The organism is Pseudomonas sp. 9.3L (assembly GCF_058536285.1).
The window spans coordinates 2,919,686-2,941,621 of the sequence record NZ_JBZUBK010000001.1; the positions used below are offsets into that span (position 1 = coordinate 2,919,686).

Here is a 21,936-nt window from a genome sequence, read left to right on the forward strand (position 1 = left end):
CCGGATAGCGCGAAGGCGCCTGTCCGACGACCGCAACCGCTTAGAAACCTAAGCTGGAGAGCAAGTCGTCCACATCGTCCTGACCGGATACGACGTCTTCACGCTTATCGGCATGAATCTGCGGACCTTCACCCCGGGACGGGTCTTTTTCAGGATTTTTTTCTTGGCGCAGGCTTTCTTCGTCGTGATGGATACCTGCAAAGCGGTCTACCTGGCTGGCCATCAGCACCAGTTTGAGCAGGTTCGCTTCTACCTCGGTCACCAACGAGGTTACGCGCTTGATTACCTGGCCTGTGAGGTCCTGGAAATCCTGGGCGAGCAAGATGTCGTTGAGGTGGGTGGACAGCACGTCGGCGTCGGTTTCGCTGCGCGCCAGGAAGGTGTCCATGCGCTTGACGAGCTCACGGAACTCATCGGCCTGGACTTCCCGGCGCATGAAGCGCTGCCAGTCCGTGCGCAGCGCCTTGGCCTCTTCGCCCAGATCGTGGACCACGGGCGTGCTCTGCTCGACCAGGTCCATGGTGCGGTTGGCGGCGTTTTCCGTCAGCCGTACCACGTAATCAAGGCGCTCGGTAGCATCGGTGATCCCCGACATTTCTTCGGCCCGAGGCGAGCGAGGGTCAATCTGAAAATTAACGATAGCGCTGTGCAATTCGCGAGTGAGCTTGCCCACTTCCTGATACAGCCCGCGATCACGCGTCTGGTTTAACTCATGGATCAACCCTACCGCTTCGCCGAATTGCCCCTTTTCAAGGCTTTCGACCAGCTGGCGGGCATGGGTTTTCAGGGTGGATTCAAAGTCACCCAACGGCAGTTTACTGGACTCCATAGCGCCCCCTGGCAGCTCAGCTGTTCACGCGTTCGAAGATTTTTTCAATCTTCTCTTTGAGCACCTGAGCGGTGAAAGGCTTGACTACGTAGCCATTGACGCCGGCCTGAGCCGCTTCGATGATTTGTTCACGCTTGGCTTCGGCCGTTACCATTAACACCGGCAGGTGCTTGAGACGGTCATCGGCGCGCACCTGGCGCAGCAGCTCGATGCCGGTCATGCCGGGCATGTTCCAGTCCGTCACCAGAAAGTCGAACGAGCCGCTTTGCAGCATCGGCAATGCCGTGACGCCGTCGTCGGCTTCGGAGGTATTGGTAAAGCCCAAGTCGCGTAGCAGGTTCTTAATGATCCGCCTCATCGTCGAGAAATCATCAACGATGAGGATTTTCATGTTCTTGTCCAAGTAGACCTCCAGCAGTCTCAAACACGCCCACTCCGGGGTGCGCAGTCAATCGAATTCATTAGGTGTGCGATAAACCCATAACCGCATACATTGCCTGCGACCGGCCGCTGCATGAGAAGCACGCTATCGCGGGCAAGCCCTGCTGTTACGGCAGGGCTTATCGCGCGGCGGCCCGCCATTCGCCAAGACGACTGCGTAAACGCGCCGCACATTGGCTATGAAGCTGACTGACCCGAGACTCACTTACCCCCAACACCTCACCGATTTCCTTGAGGTTGAGTTCTTCGTCGTAATACAGCGCCAGCACCAACCGCTCACGCTCTGGCAAATTAGCGATGGCGTCCGCCAAGGCCGATTGGAAGCGCTCGTCTTCCAAGCCTCGGGCGGGCTCACCACTCCCACTGGCGCCGTCTTCGTGAAGCCCCTCGTGATCACCGTCCTGCAACAGATCGTCGAAGCTGAACAACCGGCTTCCCAACGTATCGTTGAGAATCGAGTAGTACTCGTCGATCTTCATGTTAAGTTCGGCAGCAACTTCATGATCTTTAGCGTCGCGACCCGTTCGCGCTTCAATTCTTCGAATGGCCTCGCTGACGGTACGGGTATTACGGTGCACTGAGCGAGGTGCCCAGTCGCCTTTGCGCACTTCGTCGAGCATCGCGCCACGGATACGAATGCCTGCATAGGTCTCGAAACTGGCCCCCTTGCTGGCGTCGTATTTGTTGGCCACTTCCAATAGCCCGATCATGCCGGCCTGGATCAAATCTTCGACCTGCACACTGGCTGGCAACCGCGCCAGCAAGTGATAGGCGATGCGCTTGACCAAGGGTGCATAACGCTCGATCAGTTCATGCTGCTGCGACTGCCGAGAAGCATTGTTGTACATCCGGTATCCACTGGCGCTCATGAGACAGGCCCCGCACTGGTTTGCTGTACCAACCGTTCGACGAAGAATTCCAGGTGCCCCCGCGGGTTTGCGGGAAGCGGCCAGGTATCCACCTTCTGGGCGATGGCCTTGAAGGCCAGGGCGCATTTGGAGCGTGGGAACGCTTCGTACACAGCACGCTGCTTTTGTACGGCCTTACGCACGGTCTCGTCGTACGGCACCGCACCCACATATTGGAGGGCGACGTCCAGAAAACGGTCGGTCACCTTAGTAAGCTTGGCAAACAGGTTGCGCCCCTCTTGGGGGCTTTGGGCCATGTTGGCCAGCACCCTGAAGCGGTTCATGCCGTAATCGCGGTTCAACAGCTTGATCAAGGCGTAGGCATCGGTAATCGAGGTGGGCTCGTCGCATACCACCAAGAGTACCTCCTGGGCTGCGCGCACGAAGCTCACCACTGAATCACCGATCCCGGCGGCGGTGTCGATCACCAGCACGTCCAGGTTATCGCCGACTTCACTGAAGGCTTGGATCAGCCCGGCGTGCTGAGCCGTGGTCAAGTGGACCATGGTCTGGGTGCCTGACGCTGCGGGAATGATGCGGATGCCACCTGGGCCCTGCAACAGTACGTCGCGCAGCTCACACCGGCCTTCTATTACGTCGGCCAAGGTGCGCTTGGGAGTAAGCCCCAGTAATACGTCCACATTGGCCAGGCCAAGGTCGGCGTCCATCAGCATCACGCGCCGGCCGAGTTCGGCCAGTGCCAGTGAGAGGTTCACTGACACGTTTGTCTTGCCGACGCCACCTTTGCCGCCGGTCACCGCAATCACCTGTACGGGATGCATGCTGCCCATTCGTTCTTTACCCTGTCACTGAGACGCTGGCTACACCACGGCCGGCTTGCCTGTTGGGCAAGCCTGCGCTGCGTGCGGTGCAGGTAGGTTTCAAGCCATGCAACACGCCCTGTCGGGGCGCGCTGTCGCGCAACCACTTGCGCATGCATTCATGTGTCTTCATGCCCTCAGCCCACACGCTTGTTGGGGCTGTGATACAGGTCGGCGAACATATCGGCCATGGCCTCTTCGCTGGGCTCTTCCTGCATTTGTACACTTACCGCGCGGCTAACCAACTGGTGCCGACGAGGCAGGTGCAGATCGTCCGGGATACGTGGGCCGTCAGTCAGGTAGGCCACTGGCAATTCATGACTGATCGCAAGGCTTAGTACTTCACCCAGGCTCGCGGTTTCATCGAGTTTGGTGAGGATACAGCCTGCAAGGCCGCAACGCTTGTAACTGTGGTAGGCCGCAGTCAATACCTGCTTCTGGCTGGTTGTGGCGAGCACCAGGTAATTGCGCGCCCGAATCCCACGGCCCGCCAGGCTTTCAAGTTGCAGCTTGAGCGCCGGGTCACTGGCCTGCAGGCCAGCGGTGTCGATCAAGACCACCCGCTTGCGCAGCAGAGGCTCCAAGGCCTGCGCCAGGGATTGCCCAGGGTCTACGTGCGTTACGGTTACATTCAGGATACGGCCCAGGGTTTTAAGTTGCTCCTGGGCCCCGATGCGGAAACTGTCCATGCTCACCAAGGCGATGTTCTGCGCGCCGTACTTGAGCACGTAACGTGCGGCCAGCTTGGCCAGGGTGGTAGTCTTGCCCATGCCGGCGGGGCCTACCATGGCGATGATGCCGCCTTCTTCCAGGGGTTCTACCTCTGGGGTACTGATCATTCTGGCCAAGTGCGCCAACAGCATGCGCCAGGCTTGGCGGGGCTCGTCGATGCCGTCCACTTCAGCCAGCAAATCGCGCGACAACGGGCCAGACAGCCCGATGCGCTGCAACTTGCGCCATAGAGTAGCCTGCTCTGGGCGGCTGCCTTGTAATTGAGTCCAGGCCAATGAGCCCAGTTGCACTTCCAGCAGCTCGCGCAAGCCAGAAAGCTCGGAACGCATGGAGTCGAACAGGCGCTGGTCCACTGCCGCAGGTGCAGGCGAGGCGGCAACGGGCGCACGCGGGGCTTCAGCCAAGGTGGGCTCGATCAAAGGCTCGGGCGCGGTCAGCGGCAAGCCTGCAAATAACTGGCGATTGGTCACGCCATCGTGGGCGCTGCGCGAGTCGAGTTCGACCTGCGCCGACACGATACGCGACTGGGTTTTGCGCAGCTCGTCTTCCAACTCAACATTGGGTACGCGCGGGGCCAAGGCCGACAGTTTGTAATCCAACGCAGCGGTAAGCTCTACGCCCCCTGCGATCCGGCGGTTGCCAATGATCGCAGCGTCAGCGCCCAGCTCATCGCGTACCAATTTCATGGCTTGACGCATATCCGCGGCGAAAAAACGCTTTACTTGCATATCCCGCTACCTCAGCCGTTGGGCCCTACTGTCGCTACGATCGTCACTTGCTTGTTGTCCGGTATTTCTTGGTAGGCCAGCACATGAAGGTTCGGTACGGCCAACCGGCCAAAACGCGACAACATGGTCCGAATCGGCCCAGCGACCAGCAAAATAGCTGGTTGCCCTTGCATTTCCTGACGCTGGGAGGCCTCGATGAGCGAGCGTTGCAGCCGCTCGGCCATGCTAGGTTCAAGCAAAACGCCATCTTCCTGCCCCTGCCCTGCCTTCTGAATACTATTGAGCAATATCTGTTCCAACTTTGGTTCCAGGGTGATTACAGGTAGCTCAGACTCCGTACCTACAATGCTTTGGACGATCGCACGTGATAAACCTGCCCTCACTGCACTGACCATCGCGGCGGTATCTTGACTCCTTGCCCCGCTGTTAGCGATGGCTTCAGCGATGCTGCGGATATCTCGCACCGGCACCTGCTCGGCCAGTAGCGCTTGCAGCACCTTGAGTAAAGCAGACAAGGTAATCAGCCCCGGCACTAATTCCTCAGCCAATTTGGGCGACCCCTTGGCCAGCACTTGCAGCAGTTGTTGGACCTCTTCATGGCCGATCAACTCGTGGGCGTGTTTTTGCAGGATCTGGTTGAGGTGGGTGGCAACGACCGTGCTGGCATCCACCACCGTGTACCCCAACGACTGGGCCTGCGCCCGGGCGCTGATCTCGATCCAGACGGCTTCCAGGCCGAACGCGGGGTCGCGCGCCTGAATACCATTGAGTGAGCCGAATACCTGGCCTGGGTTGATGGCCAGCTCGCGGTCGGGGTAAATCTCGGCTTCCGCCAGGATCACTCCCATTAGGGTAAGGCGGTAGGCGCTGGGTGCAAGGTCGAGGTTGTCACGGATGTGAACGGTGGGCATGAGAAAGCCCAAATCCTGAGAGAGCTTCTTGCGCACCCCTTTGATACGCGCCAGCAGCTGTCCACCCTGGTTGCGGTCCACCAAAGGGATCAACCGGTAACCTACTTCCAGGCCAATCATGTCGATGGGTGTAACGTCATCCCAGCCCAGCTCTTTGGTTTCCTGAGAGCGCTGCGGAGAAGGCAGCAACTCTTGCTGGCGCTGCACTTCGGCCGCCGCCTCCAGCTTGACCTGATTCTTTTTCTTCCACAGCAGGTACGCCCCGCCGCCAGCAGCTGCGGCCAGGGACAGGAACGCCATATGCGGCATGCCCGGTACCAAGCCCATGACAGCCATCAGCGCTCCAGACACACCCAGTGCCTTGGGAGAGTCGAACATCTGTCGGCCAATCTGCTTGCCCATCTCCTCGGAGCCGGAGGCTCGCGTCACCATGATGGCTGCGGCGGTGGACAGCAGCAGAGACGGCAATTGCGCCACCAAACCGTCACCGATGGTCAACAGGGCGTAAGTCGTGCCTGCGTCGGCAAAGCTCAGGCCATGCTGCAAGATGCCGATGGCCATGCCACCGAGCAAGTTGATGAATAGAATAAGCAGGCCGGCGATGGCGTCACCGCGTACAAACTTGCTCGCACCGTCCATGGAGCCGTAGAACTCAGCCTCTTGCGCCACTTCAGCACGGCGATGTTTGGCTGCGGCCTGGTCGATCAGGCCGGCGTTCAAGTCGGCGTCGATCGCCATCTGCTTACCGGGCATGGCGTCGAGGGTGAAGCGTGCACTTACTTCGGAGATTCGCCCGGCGCCCTTGGTCACTACCACGAAGTTAATGATCATCAGGATAGCGAACACCACGCCACCGACCACGTAATTACCGCCAATGACCACTTCACCGAACGCCTGGATCACCTTGCCTGCGGCCTCGTGGCCCTGATGGCCGTGCAGCATGACCACGCGGGTGGATGCCACGTTGAGTGCCAGGCGTAGCAGAGTGGCCACTAACAGGATGGTGGGGAACACCGCGAAATCCAGCGGGCGCATGGCATACACGCACACCAGCAGCACTACCAGCGACAACGCGATGTTGAACGTGAAGAACACGTCCAGCAGAAACGGCGGTACCGGCAGCATCATCATGGCGAGCATGACGAGCAGCGCCAGCGGCACGCCAAGGTTGCCCTGGCTAAGGCTGCGTGCGTTATTCAAAAATTGTGTGCGATCCACCGCCATCTATAATTCCCCACAAACATTTGACGCTCATGCGTCCTTTCGGGGGCATTGCAATTATCTCTCCAGTTTTGGCAGTGTCGGCCGAGTAGCGTTCAATCAGGCCATATACCCTATTCGCCAACTGCCGTTGGCTCCCACAAAAAATGGAACACCTCGTAGCATCAGGCCTTGGGCGGTTCGCCGCTTTCGTTGCGCTTGAGGTCGTCGGGGATGGGCATGTCTTTGGGAGGCTCAGGCCGTCGGCCCTGGCTCGGCCGGTACTGGCGGATCTGATACACATAGGCCAGCACCTGAGCGACGGCGAGGTACAGGCCAGCGGGAATTTGCTGGTCCAGCTCCGTAGAGTAGTAGATCGAGCGGGCCAGGGCGGGCGATTCCATGATCTGAACCTCATGGGCCACGGCGATTTCGCGGATCTTGAGCGCCATCATGTCCACCCCTTTGGCCACCAGCATAGGCGCGCCGCCGGTATCGGCATCGTACTTAAGGGCCACGGCAAAGTGAGTGGGGTTGGTGATGATCACGTCCGCTTGCGGAATATTGGCAATCATCCGCCGCTGGGACATCTCGCGCTGCAACTGGCGGATACGCCCTTTCACTTCAGGGCGGCCTTCAGAGTCTTTGTGCTCGTCACGCACCTCCTGCTTGGTCATCTTGAGCTTTTCCTTGCCCTGGTACAGCTGCAAGGGCACGTCAATAGCCGCGATAATAAGCAGCCCCATGGCCATGTAGAGCGCGCTCCAGCCCACCAATTGAATAGCATGGACAATGGCGCGCTCCATGGGCTCGTGGGCGATGGCTAACAGCTCGGGCTGGTCACGCTTGAGCACCCACACCGCCACCGCCATGGTGATTGCAAACTTCCCTAGGGCTTTAAGCAGCTCGCTCAGTGCGTTCTTGGAGAACATGCGCTTGAGCCCGCTGGCAGGGTTCATGCGGCTGAACTTGGGGGCCATGGAGCCTGCGGCAAACAGCCAGCCGCCCAGGCAGATGGGGCCGATAATGGCCGCCAGCACCAGGGTAATGAGGATCGGCTGCAACCCTTGCAGGGCCATCTTCCCCGAGCTGAACAGGAACAGGGCCATCTGGTTGGTATCGGTCAATACTTCACGGCGCAGGGTGAAGTTGTACTTCATGATGGCCATCAAGCCTTCGGCCAGCGCGCCGCCGAACGCTAGTACAGCGCCAGTGCCCGCCAGCATCACCACAAAGGTGTTGAGCTCTTTGGAGCGGGTGATTTCACCCTTTTCCCGGGAGTCTTTCTTGCGTTTGTCTGTGGGGTCTTCTGTTTTGTCCGCACCGCTCTCGCTTTCGGCCATGGCCTCACCTCGCCTCTGTCAGTACACGCAGCCAGCGCAAGGCTTCAGTTGCCAACGGCTGGTACTGGTTGAGAATGTCCGCCATGTTGATCCACAGAATTACCATGCCCAGCACCAGGGTCATCGGCATGCCCACGGAGAAGATATTCAGCTGAGGCGCTGCACGGGTCATGATGCCCAAGGCAATGTTCACCACCAGCAATGCGGTGACAGCGGGCAATACCAACAGCAGTGAGGCCCCCATCACCCAGCCTACCCGGGTGACCAACGCCCAGAACTGCCCGGTGACCAACGCGTGCCCTACGGGCAACGTGGTGAAACTGTCGGTCAGCACCTCGAAGACCACCAGGTGGCCGTTCATGGTCAGGAACAACAAGGTGACCAGCATGTTGAAGAACTGGCTGACCACCGCCACGTTCACGCCATTGGTAGGGTCGACCATGGAGGCAAAGGCCATCCCCATCTGGATGGCCACGATCTGGCCGGCAATTACGAACGCCTGGAACAGCAGGTGCATCGATAGCCCCATCATGGACCCGACGATGATTTGCTCGCCCACCAACAGCAAGGCGCTGATGTCCAGCGCGTGCACCTCCGGCATCGCTGGAAGGCCAGGCACGATCACTACCGTGATGGCGACTGCAAAGTACAAGCGAATGCGAGTGGAGACCATGGTGCTGCCAAACAGCGGCATGGTCATCAAGACACCGGCAACCCGAAACAGCGGAAGGATAAAGGTCGCAACCCAGGTGCCTATCTGGCCGTCGGTAAGGGCGAGCATGCTAGCCGATCAACCCAGGGATGCTGCCGTACAGGGTGGTGATGTAGTCCATGAACTCACGAACGATCCACGGCCCGAGCACGATCAGCGTCACCAACATCACCAGCATCCGTGGCAGGAAGCTCAGGGTTTGTTCGTTGATCTGGGTGGCCGCCTGGAACATGGCGATCACCAGGCCGACCAACAGGCTGGGCAAAACCAGAATGGCTACCATGATGGTGGTCAGCCACAGCGCTTCACGAAACAGGTCTGTTGCGATTTCCGGGGTCATCCCAGGCTCCTTGGATCAAACGCCGCCGAAGCTGCCGGCCAGGGTACCGATAATCAAAGCCCAGCCGTCTACCAGCACGAACAGCATGATCTTGAACGGCAGCGAAATGATCAGGGGTGACAGCATCATCATGCCCATGGCCATAAGCACGCTGGCCACCACCAGGTCGATGATCAGGAAGGGAATAAAAATCATGAATCCGATCTGGAATGCGGTTTTGAGTTCAGATGTGACAAACGCCGGCACGATGATCGTCAACGGGGCCTGGTCAGCGCTCGGGATATCCGTGCGCCGGGATAGCCGCATGAACAGGTCAAGGTCACTCTGGCGGGTTTGCGCCAGCATAAAGTCACGCACCGGCACTTCTGCCTTGGCCAAGGCTTCCTGGGCGGTCATTCGTTCCGCCAGGTAGGGTTGCAACGCATCGTTGTTCACGCGGTCGAACACGGGGGCCATGATGAACATGGTCAAGAACAGCGCCATGCCGGTGAGCAATTGGTTGGACGGCGTCTGTTGCAGCCCCAATGCCTGACGCAGGATCGAGAACACGATGATGATCCGGGTGAAACTGGTCATCAGCATCACCACCGCGGGGATAAAGCTCAGCGCGGTCATGATCGCCAGGATCTGCAAGCTGACCGAATACTCCTGCTGGCCGTTGGCGCCGGTGGTCAGGGTAATAGCTGGCAGCGACAGAGGGTCAGCGGCCAATACCGAAGGGGCCAGTAACAGCCCCCCCAGCAACATCAACCCGCGCGTGGTGCGCATCACTTCTTATCCTTATGGTCCTTGCCAAGCAGTTCCATGAGCCGCTGGGCGAATTCGGGTGCGACGGGGTCCCCTGCACGAAGTGGCTCGACGGGGTGCTCAAGCACATGCAGCGGCGTGATACGGCCCGGCGACAACCCCAACAGGATCTGCTCCTGGCCTACCTGCACCAATACCAACCGGTCCCTTGGGCCCAGTGAACGCGACCCGAGCAATTCGATGACCTGCCCGCTCCGGGGGCTGTTCTGCTGCACCCGGCGCAGCAGCCAGGCCAGCGCCAGGATGATCGCCACCACTGCCAGCAGCCCCAAGGCGGTCTGGCCCAACTGCCCTGCCATGCCGGTGCCGGCCACAGGGCCGGGTGCGGCGACGGTGGCCGCGGGTGCGGGTACTGGCGCGGTAGCAGGGTCGGCTGCCAGCGCCCATAGGGGCAGGGCCGCGAGGCTTGCCAATAGCGCCTTCATCAGCGCAGCTTCTTGATGCGTTCGGCGGGGCTGATGACGTCAGTCAGGCGGATACCGAACTTTTCGTTCACCACCACCACTTCGCCATGGGCTACCAAGGTGCCGTTGACCAGTACGTCCAGCGGCTCACCGGCCAGGCGGTCCAGTTCGATCACAGAGCCCTGGTTGAGCTGAAGCAGGTTACGGATGTTGATCTCGGTGCTGCCCACTTCCATGGAAATGGTGACCGGGATGTCCAGAATCACATCCAGGTTGGGGCCTTCCAGGCCATGGGTGTCTGACGGTTTTGGCGAGGAGCCGAACTCCTCCATGGGTAAGCGTGTGCCGGCCGGGCGGGCCTGGGTATCAGCCTGCAGCAAAGCGTCGATATCACTCTGGCCTCCGTCGCCAGACTCCGTGAGCGCAGCCGCCCACTCATCGGCCAGGGCCTGGTCATCGACAGGGGTGTTTTTATCGTCAGCCATTAGGTTCCCTCGGTAAGCAATCTAGTGACAGGCGCGGCGGTCAGCGGCGCTCTATCGGGGTAGTGATCTGCAGCGACAAGGTGCCCTTGTGCGACCCGAGACGGGCCTTGAACGAGGGCACGCCGTTGGCGCGCATGACGAGTTCTTCGGGCAGGTCTACGGGGATCACGTCCCCTGGCTGCATGTGCAGGATGTCACGCAATTTGAGCTGGCGGCGGACCACAGTGGCGCTCAGCGGCACCGACACGTCCAGCACGTCCTCGCGAAGGGCCTTGATCCAGCGTTCATCTTGGTCGTCCAGGTCGGACTGGAAACCTGCGTCGAGCATCTCGCGTATCGGCTCGACCATCGAATACGGCATGGCCACGTGGAAGTCGCCGCCGCCGCCGTCCATTTCTACATGGAAGGTAGACACCACCACTGCTTCACTGGGGCCAACAATGTTGGCCATGGCCGGGTTGACCTCCGACTGGATGAATTCGAAGGTAACCTCCATGACCGCCTGCCAGGCTTCCTTGAGGTCTACGAATGCCTGATCCAACACCATGCGCACCACGCGCAACTCGGTAGGGGTGAATTCCCGGCCTTCAATCTTGGCGTGACGGCCGTCCCCCCCGAAGAAGTTGTCCACCAGTTTGAACACCAACCTGGCGTCCAGAATGAACAAGGCGGTGCCACGCAGTGGCTTCACTTTCACCAGGTTGAGGCTCGTGGGCACGTACAAAGAATGAATGTACTCGCCGAACTTCATCACCTGCACCCCGCCCACCGCCACATCGGCCGAGCGGCGCAGCAGGTTGAACATACTCACACGGGTGTAGCGGGCAAAGCGCTCGTTAATCATCTCCAGGGTGGGCATGCGCCCGCGGACAATCCGGTCCTGGCTGGTAAGGTCGTAGTTCTTGACACTGCCAGGCTCGACCAAGGTCTCGGTCTGCACCAGCCCATCGTCCACGCCATGTAGCAGCGCGTCGATCTCGTCCTGTGACAACAGGTCCTGCATGGCCATGAGGGGTTCCTATTGCAATACGAAATTGGTGAACAGCAGTTGATCCACGACGAGTTTGCCAACCTCTTTCTGCGCCACTTCCTGCACGCTGGCCGTGGCCTTTTGGCGCAACATCTCAATGCCGACAGTGCTGGCCAACGTAGTGAAATCCTGCCCCGACAGCAACAGCACCAGGTTATTTCGAATCACCGGCAGATGCGCCTTGAGCGCATCGAGACCGGCCTGGTCATGGGTGAGCAGCGTAATGCTGACCTGAAGGTAACGCTGCCTGCCGTTCTGATTGAGGTTTACCACGAAAGCTGGCGTCAGCGCCTCGTAGATCGCAACCGGCTTGGCATTCGCCGCTGCGGCCTCAGGGGCGTGTTCCTCCTTATTAGCCTGGGACTTGTTCATGAAGTACCAGGTTCCACCCACCGAAGCACCGACCGCCAGCAACAGCGCCACGACGATAATCAGGATGAACTTGAGCTTGCCCTTTTTCTTCTCGGGGGCCGCGCCTGCGTCTTCGTCTTTCTTCGCCATGCCAATAATCCGTCGCAATAAGGGGTTACTTGTACGTGGAGTCAGGCCGAGCAAGTGTTGTGCCAGGTTTCTGCCAGGCTCGCCATATGCACCACCCCCGTCAGACAACAGGCTCCTAGGCTCGGCGCTTTGCCCCGAGGACGCCCTGATGACCATCAACGCACACACCCGCCAGATGGCGGAACTGCTGGACCTGGCCCACCGCTGGCTCGATGACTACCCCGACCTGACCCAGGCGGCCGAACGCGAAGCCGAGCGGCTGCTGCGCTCACACGCCCTGTCCACGCTGGACGTACGCCAGGTGTACTGGCATCGATTCGACCATGCGCAGTCCAGCCCTACTGCCTTCAGCGGCTGGGCCCACAGTGGCCCGCCGGTGGAAAGCCTCAGCCTGCCCGCTTTGGTAATGCATCGTTTCTCATCGACCGTTCAAGACAGCCTGGACACGCTGGACATGGTGAGCGGCCTCTACACCAAAGGCGCGGACGAGGGCCAGTACGATGAAACCCACGAGGTCAGGCTATTGCCTAGCCAACTCAGCGCGGATTTCTGGCACACCGACTTTGCCGATCATTACGGCGCCCAGCTGCGAGATTTCTGGCGCACCCGCGCGTCCGACTACATCGCCTTGAGCCGAGCCAGCGCCCTGATCAGCCTAGGCCAGGCACGTGAGGACGGTGAGCTAAGCGCGCCCGATATGATCACCCTGCGTCAAGCGTTGGCGCCGGCCGTCGACGATACGTGGTGCCTCTCGGCCCTGAGCCACCCTCAATCGCCACGCGGCGGCATACGGGTCACGGGTGTGAGCATTGCCGGGCATAGCGCTCGCCATATGCTGCGCATCTTTACCCAAAGCGGCACCCACTACCTGTACGAGCCAGGGGCCACGCCAAGTTTCCATCGCTTTGACCACGAGGCCGACTTGGCGGCATGGTTGGTTGCCACAGCCGGGACGCCCCAGGGCATGGCGCGCCTGCACAATCACTTCCACACCGGCAACCGTCAGGCCCATGAGGTACTGGAGCGGCTGGCCTCTGGCAGGTTGCCTGCAGGCTGGCTGGGCGCCGAGACAATTTCTGGTGAGGGTGACCCCTTCGCCTGGCTCGCGCATCGTGCGCAGGCTGAAATGGAGCACCATGCACATGAAGCGCTCACCTCCAACAGCCAGCTACGCAAAGAGGCTGCCATTGCGTTTTTGTCTACCCTGTCAGGGCTGGCAGCCAACTTGGCCCCCATGGGCTGGCCTGTGGCCTTGGTCACTGTGCTGAGCGCAGGCGCAGCCTGTGGGCTCGATCTGGAAAAAGCTTTCACGTACGCCTCAGTGGCCGAGCGTAACCAGGCCTTATGGGCGGCCGTAGGGGAAGGGCTTACCGCGCTGTTCACCTTGCCACTGCTCGCCACGGGCAGCCTCGTCGACTGGCCATGGGACATGAGCGACGACGAGCTCACCGCCCCCACCCAGCCGACGACGTTACCTGCCTCGCCCGTCTCGCCCTGGCCGCTGAACGCGCGCGGCATGGTCGAGCACACCGATACCGACCTGTTGTTCGTTGTGTTCGAGGCTGAGCGAGGGCTGCCCCCTACCCGGTTGCTCACAACCTCTCTGCCCCTGACTACGCGTTTCACCCGCCTGCCTGCCATGCTTGAAGGGCCCGTATTACGCGCTTTTGGCAATGCCGAAGGGGCGCTGGCCTATGCCAAGGCGAACTTCGACGGCCCGTTCCATTTGTGTCGAATGCAGGCCCGTGGCCTGCGGGTGGCTTCGCTGCGAATGAACCTGCGTCTGAATCGGGCTAACACATTAGCGTTGCTAGGCCAGGAGGACCGCGAGCTGACAGGGGTGGAGCTTGAGCAACTGGCCGACGGCGCCTGGCTGGAGCATGAAGCCCACGTGGCCGCGACAGACCTTAGCCCGGCGCGGCTGCGCCTGCTGTCACCCCTGGCACGCCAACCCTGGCGCCGCCCGGTGTTGAATGTCTTGCGCGGCGTGCAGCGCCAGTCGCTGAGCAATATCATTGCCCCTGGTTACCTTATCGAAGCCGAGGACAGCCTACGGCTAGTACGCTTCGACCCCTTTAGCGAAAGCTGGCGCACCGTGCGCGGGACGGCGTTTCGCTACAACGATGCGCGAGGCGCGTTCGAGCCGTTTGATGCAGCCAATGCACCGGAGGCCTTGGCGCCGACCATCGAAGCGGCCACCGAGGAGTTGGGTATACCTGCCAGCTACCCCTGGCGCATCCCGCCGCTGGCTGCCCTCGATGACTGCCCTTTGCCCCGGCTCATACACAGTGTATGGCTTGGGCGCAGGATGCCTGGCACGTTGGTGGACAACCTGCTGCGTAACGCGGCCCAAGCCGGCCTTGGCGAGCGCCCGTTCGCGTACCACCTGTACCTGGCAATCGATGACCCACTGGAACACGCCCTCACGCTGGCTGATCTTGCCTCGGCGCCGAGCAACCTTCACCTTCATGAATTGAAGCAAACTGCGTTCTTCGAAGCCTTCGCACGCAGCCCTTACCATGAGCAGTTCGTGGCTGCCACTGAAGGCAGCGGCATCAATTACGCCAGCGCGACCGATGTGCTGCGCTACCGCCTCCTGAATCACTACGGAGGCCTGTACATGGATGTGGATGACGTGATCTATGCAGGCACTCCAGGGCAAAGCGGCTTTGCCGACCACGCCTGGACGGTCGCTCCAGGGCGGTTGTTGCTCAATGGCTTGGTCAGCGAACCGCGCCTGGGCCTGCACTGCGGCTTCAACACCAGCAATTTCGCGAGCCTGCCGGGCAATCCGCTGCTTGAAGCCATTTCGGAGGAAAGCTACGCGCGTTTTTTGGCCAACCGGGACCTTTACTACCAACGCCCTTTCGAGGGCGCTGATCCCTATGAACGGGTCACCGCGTACGCACGCCGGATCAACCAAGTGACTGGCCCAGGCGTCTTCAATGATGTCCTGATGGCGCGCCAGCCGGAGGTAAGGCAATTCCGCGCCTTGTGCCGGATCGTTGTGGAGCTGTACGTGCCGGCGCGGCACTTGGCGGCATTACACCAGCAGATCCGCGCCCAGACCCTTCACTACTCACCGCTGGCCTGGCGGATACGCATCGGCTCGACCTCAAGCTGGTTACACACCCGCTGACACCTGGCCCCTACCTACGGTAGCCCGCCGGCAGGTAGGGGCCAGTTGCCCGGTATCAGGCATAGTAATCCACCATGCTGTCGCCAATTACCTGCTGGGTGGCGGCTTCAGCCACTGCAGAGGCTTCAGCATCGCCTGAGCCGTGCACACCTCGACCCGTGTCACCGCTACGGCCCTGGCTCGCCTGGCCGTTGGCCTGGGCTTGCTGTTGTTGCTGCTGTTGCTGGCGTGACTGGTCCGAAACGTTCACGTTGACATTGTTCATGCCCTGTTCGGAGAGCATTTCACGCAGGCGACTCTGCTGGCCTTCCAAGGCGTCACGTACCCCCAGGTGGGCACTGTGGAAGGTAATCTGCGTCTGCTGGTCCGGGCTTACGTCTACCCGAATATCCAGGCGCCCCAACTCCAGCGGGTGCAACTGGATGTCAGCAGATTTCAGGTTCTGGCTCGACAGGTACATCACCCGGTTCACCAGCGCTTCACTCCAACCGGTCTGCTGCATGTTCATCGGCTGGGTTATGGGCGCCGTGGTACTGGCGACCTTGGCGCCAACGGCCTGATTGAGCTGGCTGAGCCGGCTGGTCACGTCATCGATTCGGCCATCGGCGTTACCACCCTTACTGCCATCAAGTTCGCCGAGCGCAGCCAGCCCATCGGTGTCTTCGTCAAGCGCACCCTCGACTTTATCCTGGGCCTGCATCGCCCCCAGGCTCTCGGCAAACACAGCGCCTGCCGTAGGTTCGGCTGCCGGGTCAGTGGTGGGTGCTGCCTGCGCATGCACAGAGGTCGTGCCTTGGTCTTTCGCGCTTTGCTCCAGCGCCATACGCACCATGGGCAAATCCGCCAACGGGTCGGCCGCAGGGTCGAACGCATCGTTAGCCGAACTCATTGGGCTCTGCACGGCAGCCTGCAATTGAGCAGGGTCGACCACTGGCTGAGGCAGCTGTGCCGGGTCAGTCGCCACGGGTGCAGCGGGCTGAGTGGTTGCCGTAGGGTCGTTAAGCGGTGTGGTTAGCGCCAAGCTGGGATCTGCTGCGTCGTCACCAGGGGCAACGTCGTCGGCTTTTTCGGCTATCACCTTGGGGTCGCCGGCGTCGTCCTGGGCGTTTACGTCGTCTTTGCCGTCGGTCGCATCAGCCGTATCCGCCTTGTCTGGCTGGCCTGAACGGTCCGCCCTGCCCACCGTGTTGTGGGCGTCTTTGCCATTGACCGCCGGTTTATCGTCTTTTTCCTGCACCGAGACCGCTGGCTTTTTGTCGCTCACTGCGGCGTGCTCAACAGGTGGTGGGGCTGCCTTGAGCGGGGCCTTCATAGGCAGGGCCTTATGCTCCTGCGCATAGACCTTGGCAAAGCTGGAGGGCCCGCCCTTCAGGTGATCAGTGAGTTTGGACGGCGAATTGACAGCCGTGACCGCTGACTTGCCGGTGGTTCCGGCCAAGCTTCCAAGCGTCAAGAGTGGGTTTGGAGCGACAGCCATGACAGCAACCCCGCAAGCTGGTGAATGATAGTTACAGGGGCTAAAGCAAAAGGTGGGCCAGCTTGAACAAACGCAGGTTATTGCAGGTGCGTGGAGAACACCTGCGCAACCTGTGAGAACGCTTCAGTGAGAGCCCTCACCAGTGCCTGTACCTGTTCGGGGGGTGCATCGAGGGGCAGGTGCTCCAGCTGAGCGCACCAGCTCGCCAACTGGGTGGCGCCCATGTTACTGCTACTGCCTTTAAGGCTATGTGCGGTTTCACGCAAGGTATGAGGTGCGGCGCCCTGCTGCAGCTGAGCGACGCGCTGGGTGGAATCCTTTAGGTAGGTCTCCACCAGCAAGCGGTAATCGTCGCCCATGATGTCACGTAGCGAGGCGAGTACGGTTGGGTCCAGATACGTGATCGTCATAGGCTCCTCCATGAGCAATCAATCAGGCCTGGGCCTCCCAGGCAAATTCTACGCGGGCGCTTCGCCCATCTTCAGCCCATACGGCCTTGCGGCTCAATGCGTTGACCAGTTTGACCCCGCGCCCTGAATACCCTTGGGCCTCGCCGATCTGTTGCAGAGTGGTATTCACATCGAAGCCCATGCCGCTGTCCTCTATGGTGATGATCAAGCAGCCACCGCTTTCGCCTTCGGGCTCTACGATCAAGCCCACCCGCACATAGCCTGTTTCAAGCTGACGCAGCCGCGCTTCGCGTAACTGATAGTACTGTGCAAAGCCTTGGGCATCCCGCTTGAGGGTGGAGTCCAGGCCCAATACACCGTGCTCCAATGCATTGGAGTACAGCTCGGTAAGCACGGTGTAGAGTGCGCCGCTCTGGGCGCGCAATCCTTGCACTTCCTGCAGCAGTTGCAGCAGAAACGGCAGCGGATTGTAGTGTTTGAGGGTTTCGGCACGAAACTCGAACGAGACTGACCAGTCACGCGGTGTCGGCTGCCCGCGTTCGGAGGTCAGCGCCACCGGCGGCATGCTGGCAGAATCCACTACCTGCACCTGAACCATACTGACGTCGTCACGGCTTTCACCATGAAACCCCTGCAGCGCCTCACGGATATCCTCGAACAGGCGGCCACGGTCAGTGTTGCGGTCCAGCACTGCCTCCAGGCGCTCGACGCCAAACAAAGTGTCCATGTGGTTGGCGGTTTCAATCACGCCATCGGAGAGCAGGAACACCCGGTCGCCCTCCTGCGCCGAATACACCTGGGTCACGGGGTCGAAGCGTTCGGGCGACAAAATGCCCAAAGGCAGCGCTTTGGACGGCAGCGCCACGCGCTCACCGTTTTGCCGCAGCAGGTACCCATCCGGCATGCCGCCGTTCCAGACTTCAAGCACGCGCCGGTTCACACTCACGTTAATGAGCGTGGCACAACAGAACATATCCGGCGGCAGGATGCGTTTAAGCTTGGCGTTCATCTCGCGCAGCGTTTCTGCCAGGCCATAGCCTTTGGAGGTCATGCCGTAAAACACGTCCGCCAGGGGCATGGCGCCCACGGCAGCAGGCAGGCCGTGGCCGGTGAAGTCCCCCAGCAGCAGGTGCAGGTCACCACCCGGGCTGGCCGCGGCCAGCAACAGGTCGCCATTGAACAGCGCATAGGGTGATTGCAGGTACCTGATATTGGCCGCGCCCAGGCACCCCGAGTGGGCAACCTGATCGAATACCGCCTTGGCCACCCGTTGCTCGTTCAGCAAGTGGCCATGGTGACGCGCAAGCTCATCGCGCTGCTTGAGCACGGTCGCTTGAAGCCTGCGCATACGTTCCATGGCGTGAATCTTGGCCGCCAGGATGATCTGGTTGTACGGCTTGGGCAAAAAGTCGTCGCCGCCCGCTTCCAGGCAACGCACCAGGGCGTCGTCTTCAGACATGGAGGTAAGGAAAATCACCGGCACCAGGGCTTCACCTGCAAGGGCCTTGATGCGCCGTGCGGTTTCAAAGCCGTCCATCACTGGCATCATCACGTCGAGCAGGACGATTTGCGGGCGCATTTGCTCGAACACCCGTACCGCCTCTTCACCATTACCGGCTTGTAGAACGTGATGCCCCTGACGCCGCACGATGCTGGCCAGCAGCATGCGGTCGGTCATGTTGTCATCGGCGATCAGCACCGATACCGAGGGGCTATCAGGTAGCATCATGCTGTCTGGTACCCAGGGTGAACAATTGAGTGAAATTCGAGATATTAAGGATCTTGATCACATCCGAACTGGCGTTCACCAGCTCTATCTGGGCTTTATCGCCGCCGGCGTGGTCGCGCAACAGTAACAACATGCCCAAGGCAGAGCTGTCCAGGTAGGTGGTTTTGCTGAGGTCTATCACGAACCGCTCTGGCCGCGGGGGTCGCTCATAAGCGTCTCTGAACGCTTGGTGACAACCGAAATCGAACCGGCCGTTGATGTGGATCACCAGCTCCTTTCCGGACTCGGACAACGCTGCGGTAACTACGTCCATACATCAATCCTTCCCTGTGCGGGGGCATTTACAAATGAGGATTCAACGGCTGCTAATGACACGGCGACTGTCGTGCTGAAATTTGGCTTTCAATACGGATCAGACCGTGGCAACCGCTGAGAAAGTTCATCCAGCAAGCGCTGCTCCCGCTTATCTTCCAGCGTGCGCGCTTCAGTCATGTAGCGCATCACGAGTTTGCGCAGCCCTTCGACCCGGGCATAGGCTTTCTGCCAGGTATCGCGGGCGTTATTCAGGTTGTTCTGGTGCCAGGTCAGGCTCTTACGTTGTTGCTCTACGGCCGTCTCAAGCTGGTTGAGAAAGCGCTGGTAGTTCATCAGCCACTGCCCGGACACGCCCTTGGTGCCGTTGGTAATCCACTGCTGCTGATAGCTCATACGAAACTGCTCCAGCTCTTGCAGCTTGGCTTCGGCCAGGCGTACCTGGCCTTGAAAATGGCCCAGGCGCTGCACGGCTGTGCGCTCGACCTTTTCAGCCATCTCGACAACTGGCGCCAGGCGCGCCGCGCGGCTAACGGCCATGGTCGGTTACCCCGGCGCCAGCGGGCGGAACACCGTAGCCAGGCGCTCCATGCTCGCTTTCATGTTTTCGTTGTCATGCAGCCCCTGACGCAGGAAGTGAACCAGTTGCGGGTGCAGGCTGATGGCAAGGTCGGTGTCCCGATCACCGCCGGCGACATAGGCACCCACGCTGATGAGGTCGCGGCTTTGTTGATAGCGCGACCACAACTGTTTGAACTGCTGCGCCTGGGTCAGGTGCTGGGGCGTGACCACCGATGGCATCACCCGGCTGATGGACGCTTCGATGTCGATTGCTGGATAGTGGCCTTCCTCAGCCAAACGCCGGGACAACACGATGTGGCCATCGAGTACGCCTCGGGCGGAGTCCGCGATGGGGTCTTGCTGGTCGTCCCCTTCAGACAGCACGGTATAAAACGCGGTGATAGAGCCACCGCCCGCCTCGGCATTGCCTGCCCGCTCTACCAGCTTGGGCAGCTTGGCGAAGACAGAGGGCGGGTAGCCTTTAGTAGCAGGGGGTTCGCCAATGGCCAGTGCAATTTCACGCTGTGCCTGGGCATAGCGGGTGAGCGAGTCCATCAACAACAAAACATTCTTGCCCTTGTCTCGGAAATACTCGGCAATCCGGGTGCAATACATGGCGGCGCGCAGGCGCATCAAGGGGGCATCGTCTGCAGGGGAGGCGACCACCACCGAACGCTTGAGGCCTTCAGGGCCCAAGCTGTGCTCGATGAATTCCTTTACCTCCCGGCCCCGCTCGCCAATCAGCCCCACCACGATGATTTCAGCTTCGGTAAAGCGGGTCATCATGCCCAGCAGCACGCTCTTACCCACACCGGTACCGGCGAACAGGCCAAGGCGCTGGCCTCGGCCTACGGTCAGCAAGCCATTGATGCAGCGAATGCCCACGTCCAGCGGCTGGCTGATCGGGTCACGGTTGAGGGGGTTGATGGTGGGGCCGTCCAAGGGCACCCAGTCCTCGGCGCGCATACGGCCTTTGCCGTCGAGCGCCCTCCCCGCACCGTCTAGTACCCGCCCCAGCATACTCATGCCCATCGGCAGGCGCCCGGTGTCCGCCAGGGGCACTACGCGAGCGCCCGGCGCGATGCCGGCAGCGCTGCCTACTGGCATCAAGAACACCTTGCCGCCTGAAAACCCCATGACCTCCGCCTCGACCTGAGACGGCTGGTAGGAGTCATCGTTGATGACCATGCAGCGCGTGCCCATGGCGGCGCGCAGCCCTTCGGCTTCGAGGGTGAGGCCCACCATGCGCAGCAGGCGCCCTTCCACCACGGCTTGTCTGGGCAGGTCCACGGCCGGGGCATAGGTGCTCAACCGCCGCCCGAAACTGGTACGTTCAACGCGCATCGCTGGTCTCCAGGTCAAGGTGAAGGTCGGCTTCAGCGGGGTGCATGCCCTGTTCGTGCAATTGGTCGAACAGCTGCGCCAGCGCCTGGGTAATACGGGTTTCTACCGAGCCATCGATGCGGCTGTGTTCGCTTTCGACGCGGCACCCTCCCGGCAACAACGCCGGGTCTTCGAGAATTTTCCAGTGTTCTTCGTGACGCTCACGCAGGCCCTTGATCTGCTCGAAGTCCTGCGGGTTGACAAAGATACGAATGTTATTAGCGCCCATAGGCAGCAGCTTGAGGGCCTCCTGAATCACGCGCTCGATCTGCGAGGACTCAATCATCAGCTCACGCTGAATCACCTCACGCGTGATGTGGCCCACCAGCTCTACCAAGGAGCGCTCAATTTGAGTGTCCTGCTCGGCGATAGGCGCCATCAGACTGCCCATCAGGGTTTCCAGGGTAGCAAGCCGGGCTTGCAGGGCTACGTCCGCTTCCTGACGTACCTTGAGTTGGGTGGCATGGAAACCGTCGCGTTCCCCGGCAGCGAAGCCCTCGTTATAAGCCTCCTGGCGGATGGCTTCGAGTTCTTCCAGCGTGAGCGGCTGCACCTCTTCGAGGGGCACTTCCTCACTGTCTGTGAGCGGCTCGGGTTCGGGCTCAGGCTCCGGCAGTTGCGGGTCGAAACTAGGCAGCCGCCATACATCTACCCCTTGCAGATCCTTGGCACGGATCAGCTCGCTGACGGGTTCCTTACTCGACTGACTCATCACTCATTCCTGGCAAAACAC

The 21,936-nt window shown here is 60.6% G+C and carries 22 protein-coding genes; 1 reads left to right on the forward strand and 21 read right to left on the reverse strand.

The window, feature by feature from the left end:
* Positions 1 to 40: 40 nt before the first annotated feature.
* The 14 genes from AC4LE2_RS13340 to fliL all read right to left on the reverse strand — a co-directional run bounded on the left by AC4LE2_RS13340 (position 41) and on the right by fliL (position 12,192).
* A complete protein-coding gene (locus AC4LE2_RS13340; RefSeq protein WP_491826221.1) occupies positions 41 to 829 on the reverse strand; it encodes a protein phosphatase CheZ in 789 nt (262 codons plus the stop codon).
* A gap of 16 nt (positions 830 to 845) precedes the next feature.
* Positions 846 to 1,220 carry a chemotaxis response regulator CheY gene (locus AC4LE2_RS13345; protein WP_491826222.1) on the reverse strand — a complete coding sequence of 125 codons (375 nt, stop codon included), beginning with the start codon at positions 1,218 to 1,220 and terminating at the stop codon, positions 846 to 848.
* Positions 1,221 to 1,389: 169 nt separating this feature from the next.
* Positions 1,390 to 2,139, reverse strand: a complete 750-nt coding sequence (fliA, locus tag AC4LE2_RS13350) for an RNA polymerase sigma factor FliA (RefSeq protein ID WP_491826223.1) — start codon at positions 2,137 to 2,139, stop codon at positions 1,390 to 1,392.
* Complete coding sequence (fleN, locus tag AC4LE2_RS13355) at positions 2,136 to 2,969, reverse strand: flagellar synthesis regulator FleN (RefSeq protein ID WP_491826224.1); 834 nt, start codon at positions 2,967 to 2,969, stop codon at positions 2,136 to 2,138. The genes fliA and fleN overlap by 4 nt, the downstream gene beginning before the upstream one ends.
* 167 nt (positions 2,970 to 3,136) lie before the next feature.
* The gene (flhF, locus tag AC4LE2_RS13360; protein ID WP_491826225.1) at positions 3,137 to 4,459 is read right to left on the reverse strand and encodes a flagellar biosynthesis GTPase FlhF; all 1,323 of its coding nucleotides are present in this window, start codon (positions 4,457 to 4,459) and stop codon (positions 3,137 to 3,139) included.
* Positions 4,460 to 4,470: 11 nt separating this feature from the next.
* Positions 4,471 to 6,588: a flagellar biosynthesis protein FlhA gene (gene flhA / locus AC4LE2_RS13365; RefSeq protein ID WP_491828132.1), complete on the reverse strand. Its 2,118-nt coding sequence runs from the start codon at positions 6,586 to 6,588 to the stop codon at positions 4,471 to 4,473.
* Between the two features lie 167 nt (positions 6,589 to 6,755).
* Positions 6,756 to 7,913 carry a flagellar biosynthesis protein FlhB gene (gene flhB, locus AC4LE2_RS13370; RefSeq protein ID WP_491826226.1) on the reverse strand — a complete coding sequence of 386 codons (1,158 nt, stop codon included), beginning with the start codon at positions 7,911 to 7,913 and terminating at the stop codon, positions 6,756 to 6,758.
* A 4-nt stretch (positions 7,914 to 7,917) separates the two neighbouring features.
* Positions 7,918 to 8,694: a flagellar biosynthetic protein FliR gene (fliR, locus tag AC4LE2_RS13375; RefSeq protein ID WP_491826227.1), complete on the reverse strand. Its 777-nt coding sequence runs from the start codon at positions 8,692 to 8,694 to the stop codon at positions 7,918 to 7,920.
* Position 8,695: 1 nt separating this feature from the next.
* A complete protein-coding gene (fliQ, locus tag AC4LE2_RS13380) occupies positions 8,696 to 8,965 on the reverse strand; it encodes a flagellar biosynthesis protein FliQ (protein ID WP_491826228.1) in 270 nt (89 codons plus the stop codon).
* A 15-nt stretch (positions 8,966 to 8,980) separates the two neighbouring features.
* Positions 8,981 to 9,733 (reverse strand): flagellar type III secretion system pore protein FliP, encoded by a 753-nt coding sequence (fliP, locus tag AC4LE2_RS13385; protein ID WP_491826229.1) that lies wholly within the window; start codon positions 9,731 to 9,733, stop codon positions 8,981 to 8,983.
* A complete protein-coding gene (gene fliO, locus AC4LE2_RS13390; protein ID WP_491826230.1) occupies positions 9,733 to 10,197 on the reverse strand; it encodes a flagellar biosynthetic protein FliO in 465 nt (154 codons plus the stop codon). The genes fliP and fliO overlap by 1 nt, the downstream gene beginning before the upstream one ends.
* Positions 10,197 to 10,661, reverse strand: a complete 465-nt coding sequence (fliN, locus tag AC4LE2_RS13395; protein ID WP_491826231.1) for a flagellar motor switch protein FliN — start codon at positions 10,659 to 10,661, stop codon at positions 10,197 to 10,199. The genes fliO and fliN overlap by 1 nt, the downstream gene beginning before the upstream one ends.
* Before the next feature lie 40 nt (positions 10,662 to 10,701).
* Entirely contained in the window at positions 10,702 to 11,670 is a 969-nt protein-coding gene (gene fliM, locus AC4LE2_RS13400; RefSeq protein WP_491826232.1) for a flagellar motor switch protein FliM, read from the reverse strand.
* A gap of 9 nt (positions 11,671 to 11,679) precedes the next feature.
* Entirely contained in the window at positions 11,680 to 12,192 is a 513-nt protein-coding gene (gene fliL, locus AC4LE2_RS13405) for a flagellar basal body-associated protein FliL (RefSeq protein WP_491826233.1), read from the reverse strand.
* A 148-nt stretch (positions 12,193 to 12,340) separates the two neighbouring features.
* Here fliL and AC4LE2_RS13410 point away from each other — a divergent pair, with 148 nt between their 5' ends.
* Complete coding sequence (locus tag AC4LE2_RS13410; RefSeq protein WP_491826234.1) at positions 12,341 to 15,331, forward strand: dermonecrotic toxin domain-containing protein; 2,991 nt, start codon at positions 12,341 to 12,343, stop codon at positions 15,329 to 15,331.
* Positions 15,332 to 15,386: 55 nt separating this feature from the next.
* Here AC4LE2_RS13410 and AC4LE2_RS13415 read toward each other — a convergent pair whose 3' ends face one another.
* The 7 genes from AC4LE2_RS13415 to fliH all read right to left on the reverse strand — a co-directional run bounded on the left by AC4LE2_RS13415 (position 15,387) and on the right by fliH (position 21,915).
* Positions 15,387 to 16,808 (reverse strand): flagellar hook-length control protein FliK, encoded by a 1,422-nt coding sequence (locus AC4LE2_RS13415; RefSeq protein WP_491826235.1) that lies wholly within the window; start codon positions 16,806 to 16,808, stop codon positions 15,387 to 15,389.
* Between the two features lie 77 nt (positions 16,809 to 16,885).
* A complete protein-coding gene (locus AC4LE2_RS13420; protein WP_491826236.1) occupies positions 16,886 to 17,218 on the reverse strand; it encodes an Hpt domain-containing protein in 333 nt (110 codons plus the stop codon).
* Between the two features lie 22 nt (positions 17,219 to 17,240).
* Complete coding sequence (locus tag AC4LE2_RS13425; RefSeq protein WP_491828133.1) at positions 17,241 to 18,944, reverse strand: SpoIIE family protein phosphatase; 1,704 nt, start codon at positions 18,942 to 18,944, stop codon at positions 17,241 to 17,243.
* Positions 18,934 to 19,260, reverse strand: coding sequence for an STAS domain-containing protein (locus tag AC4LE2_RS13430; RefSeq protein WP_491826237.1), 327 nt, complete (start codon positions 19,258 to 19,260; stop codon positions 18,934 to 18,936). The genes AC4LE2_RS13425 and AC4LE2_RS13430 overlap by 11 nt, the downstream gene beginning before the upstream one ends.
* Positions 19,261 to 19,349: 89 nt before the next feature.
* The gene (fliJ, locus tag AC4LE2_RS13435; RefSeq protein ID WP_491826238.1) at positions 19,350 to 19,799 is read right to left on the reverse strand and encodes a flagellar export protein FliJ; all 450 of its coding nucleotides are present in this window, start codon (positions 19,797 to 19,799) and stop codon (positions 19,350 to 19,352) included.
* Between the two features lie 6 nt (positions 19,800 to 19,805).
* On the reverse strand, positions 19,806 to 21,164 hold the full coding sequence (fliI, locus tag AC4LE2_RS13440; RefSeq protein WP_491826239.1) for a flagellar protein export ATPase FliI: 1,359 nt from the start codon (positions 21,162 to 21,164) through the stop codon (positions 19,806 to 19,808).
* Positions 21,154 to 21,915: a flagellar assembly protein FliH gene (fliH, locus tag AC4LE2_RS13445; RefSeq protein WP_491826240.1), complete on the reverse strand. Its 762-nt coding sequence runs from the start codon at positions 21,913 to 21,915 to the stop codon at positions 21,154 to 21,156. Before fliH ends, fliI begins: the two co-directional genes overlap by 11 nt.
* Positions 21,916 to 21,936 lie beyond the last annotated feature (21 nt).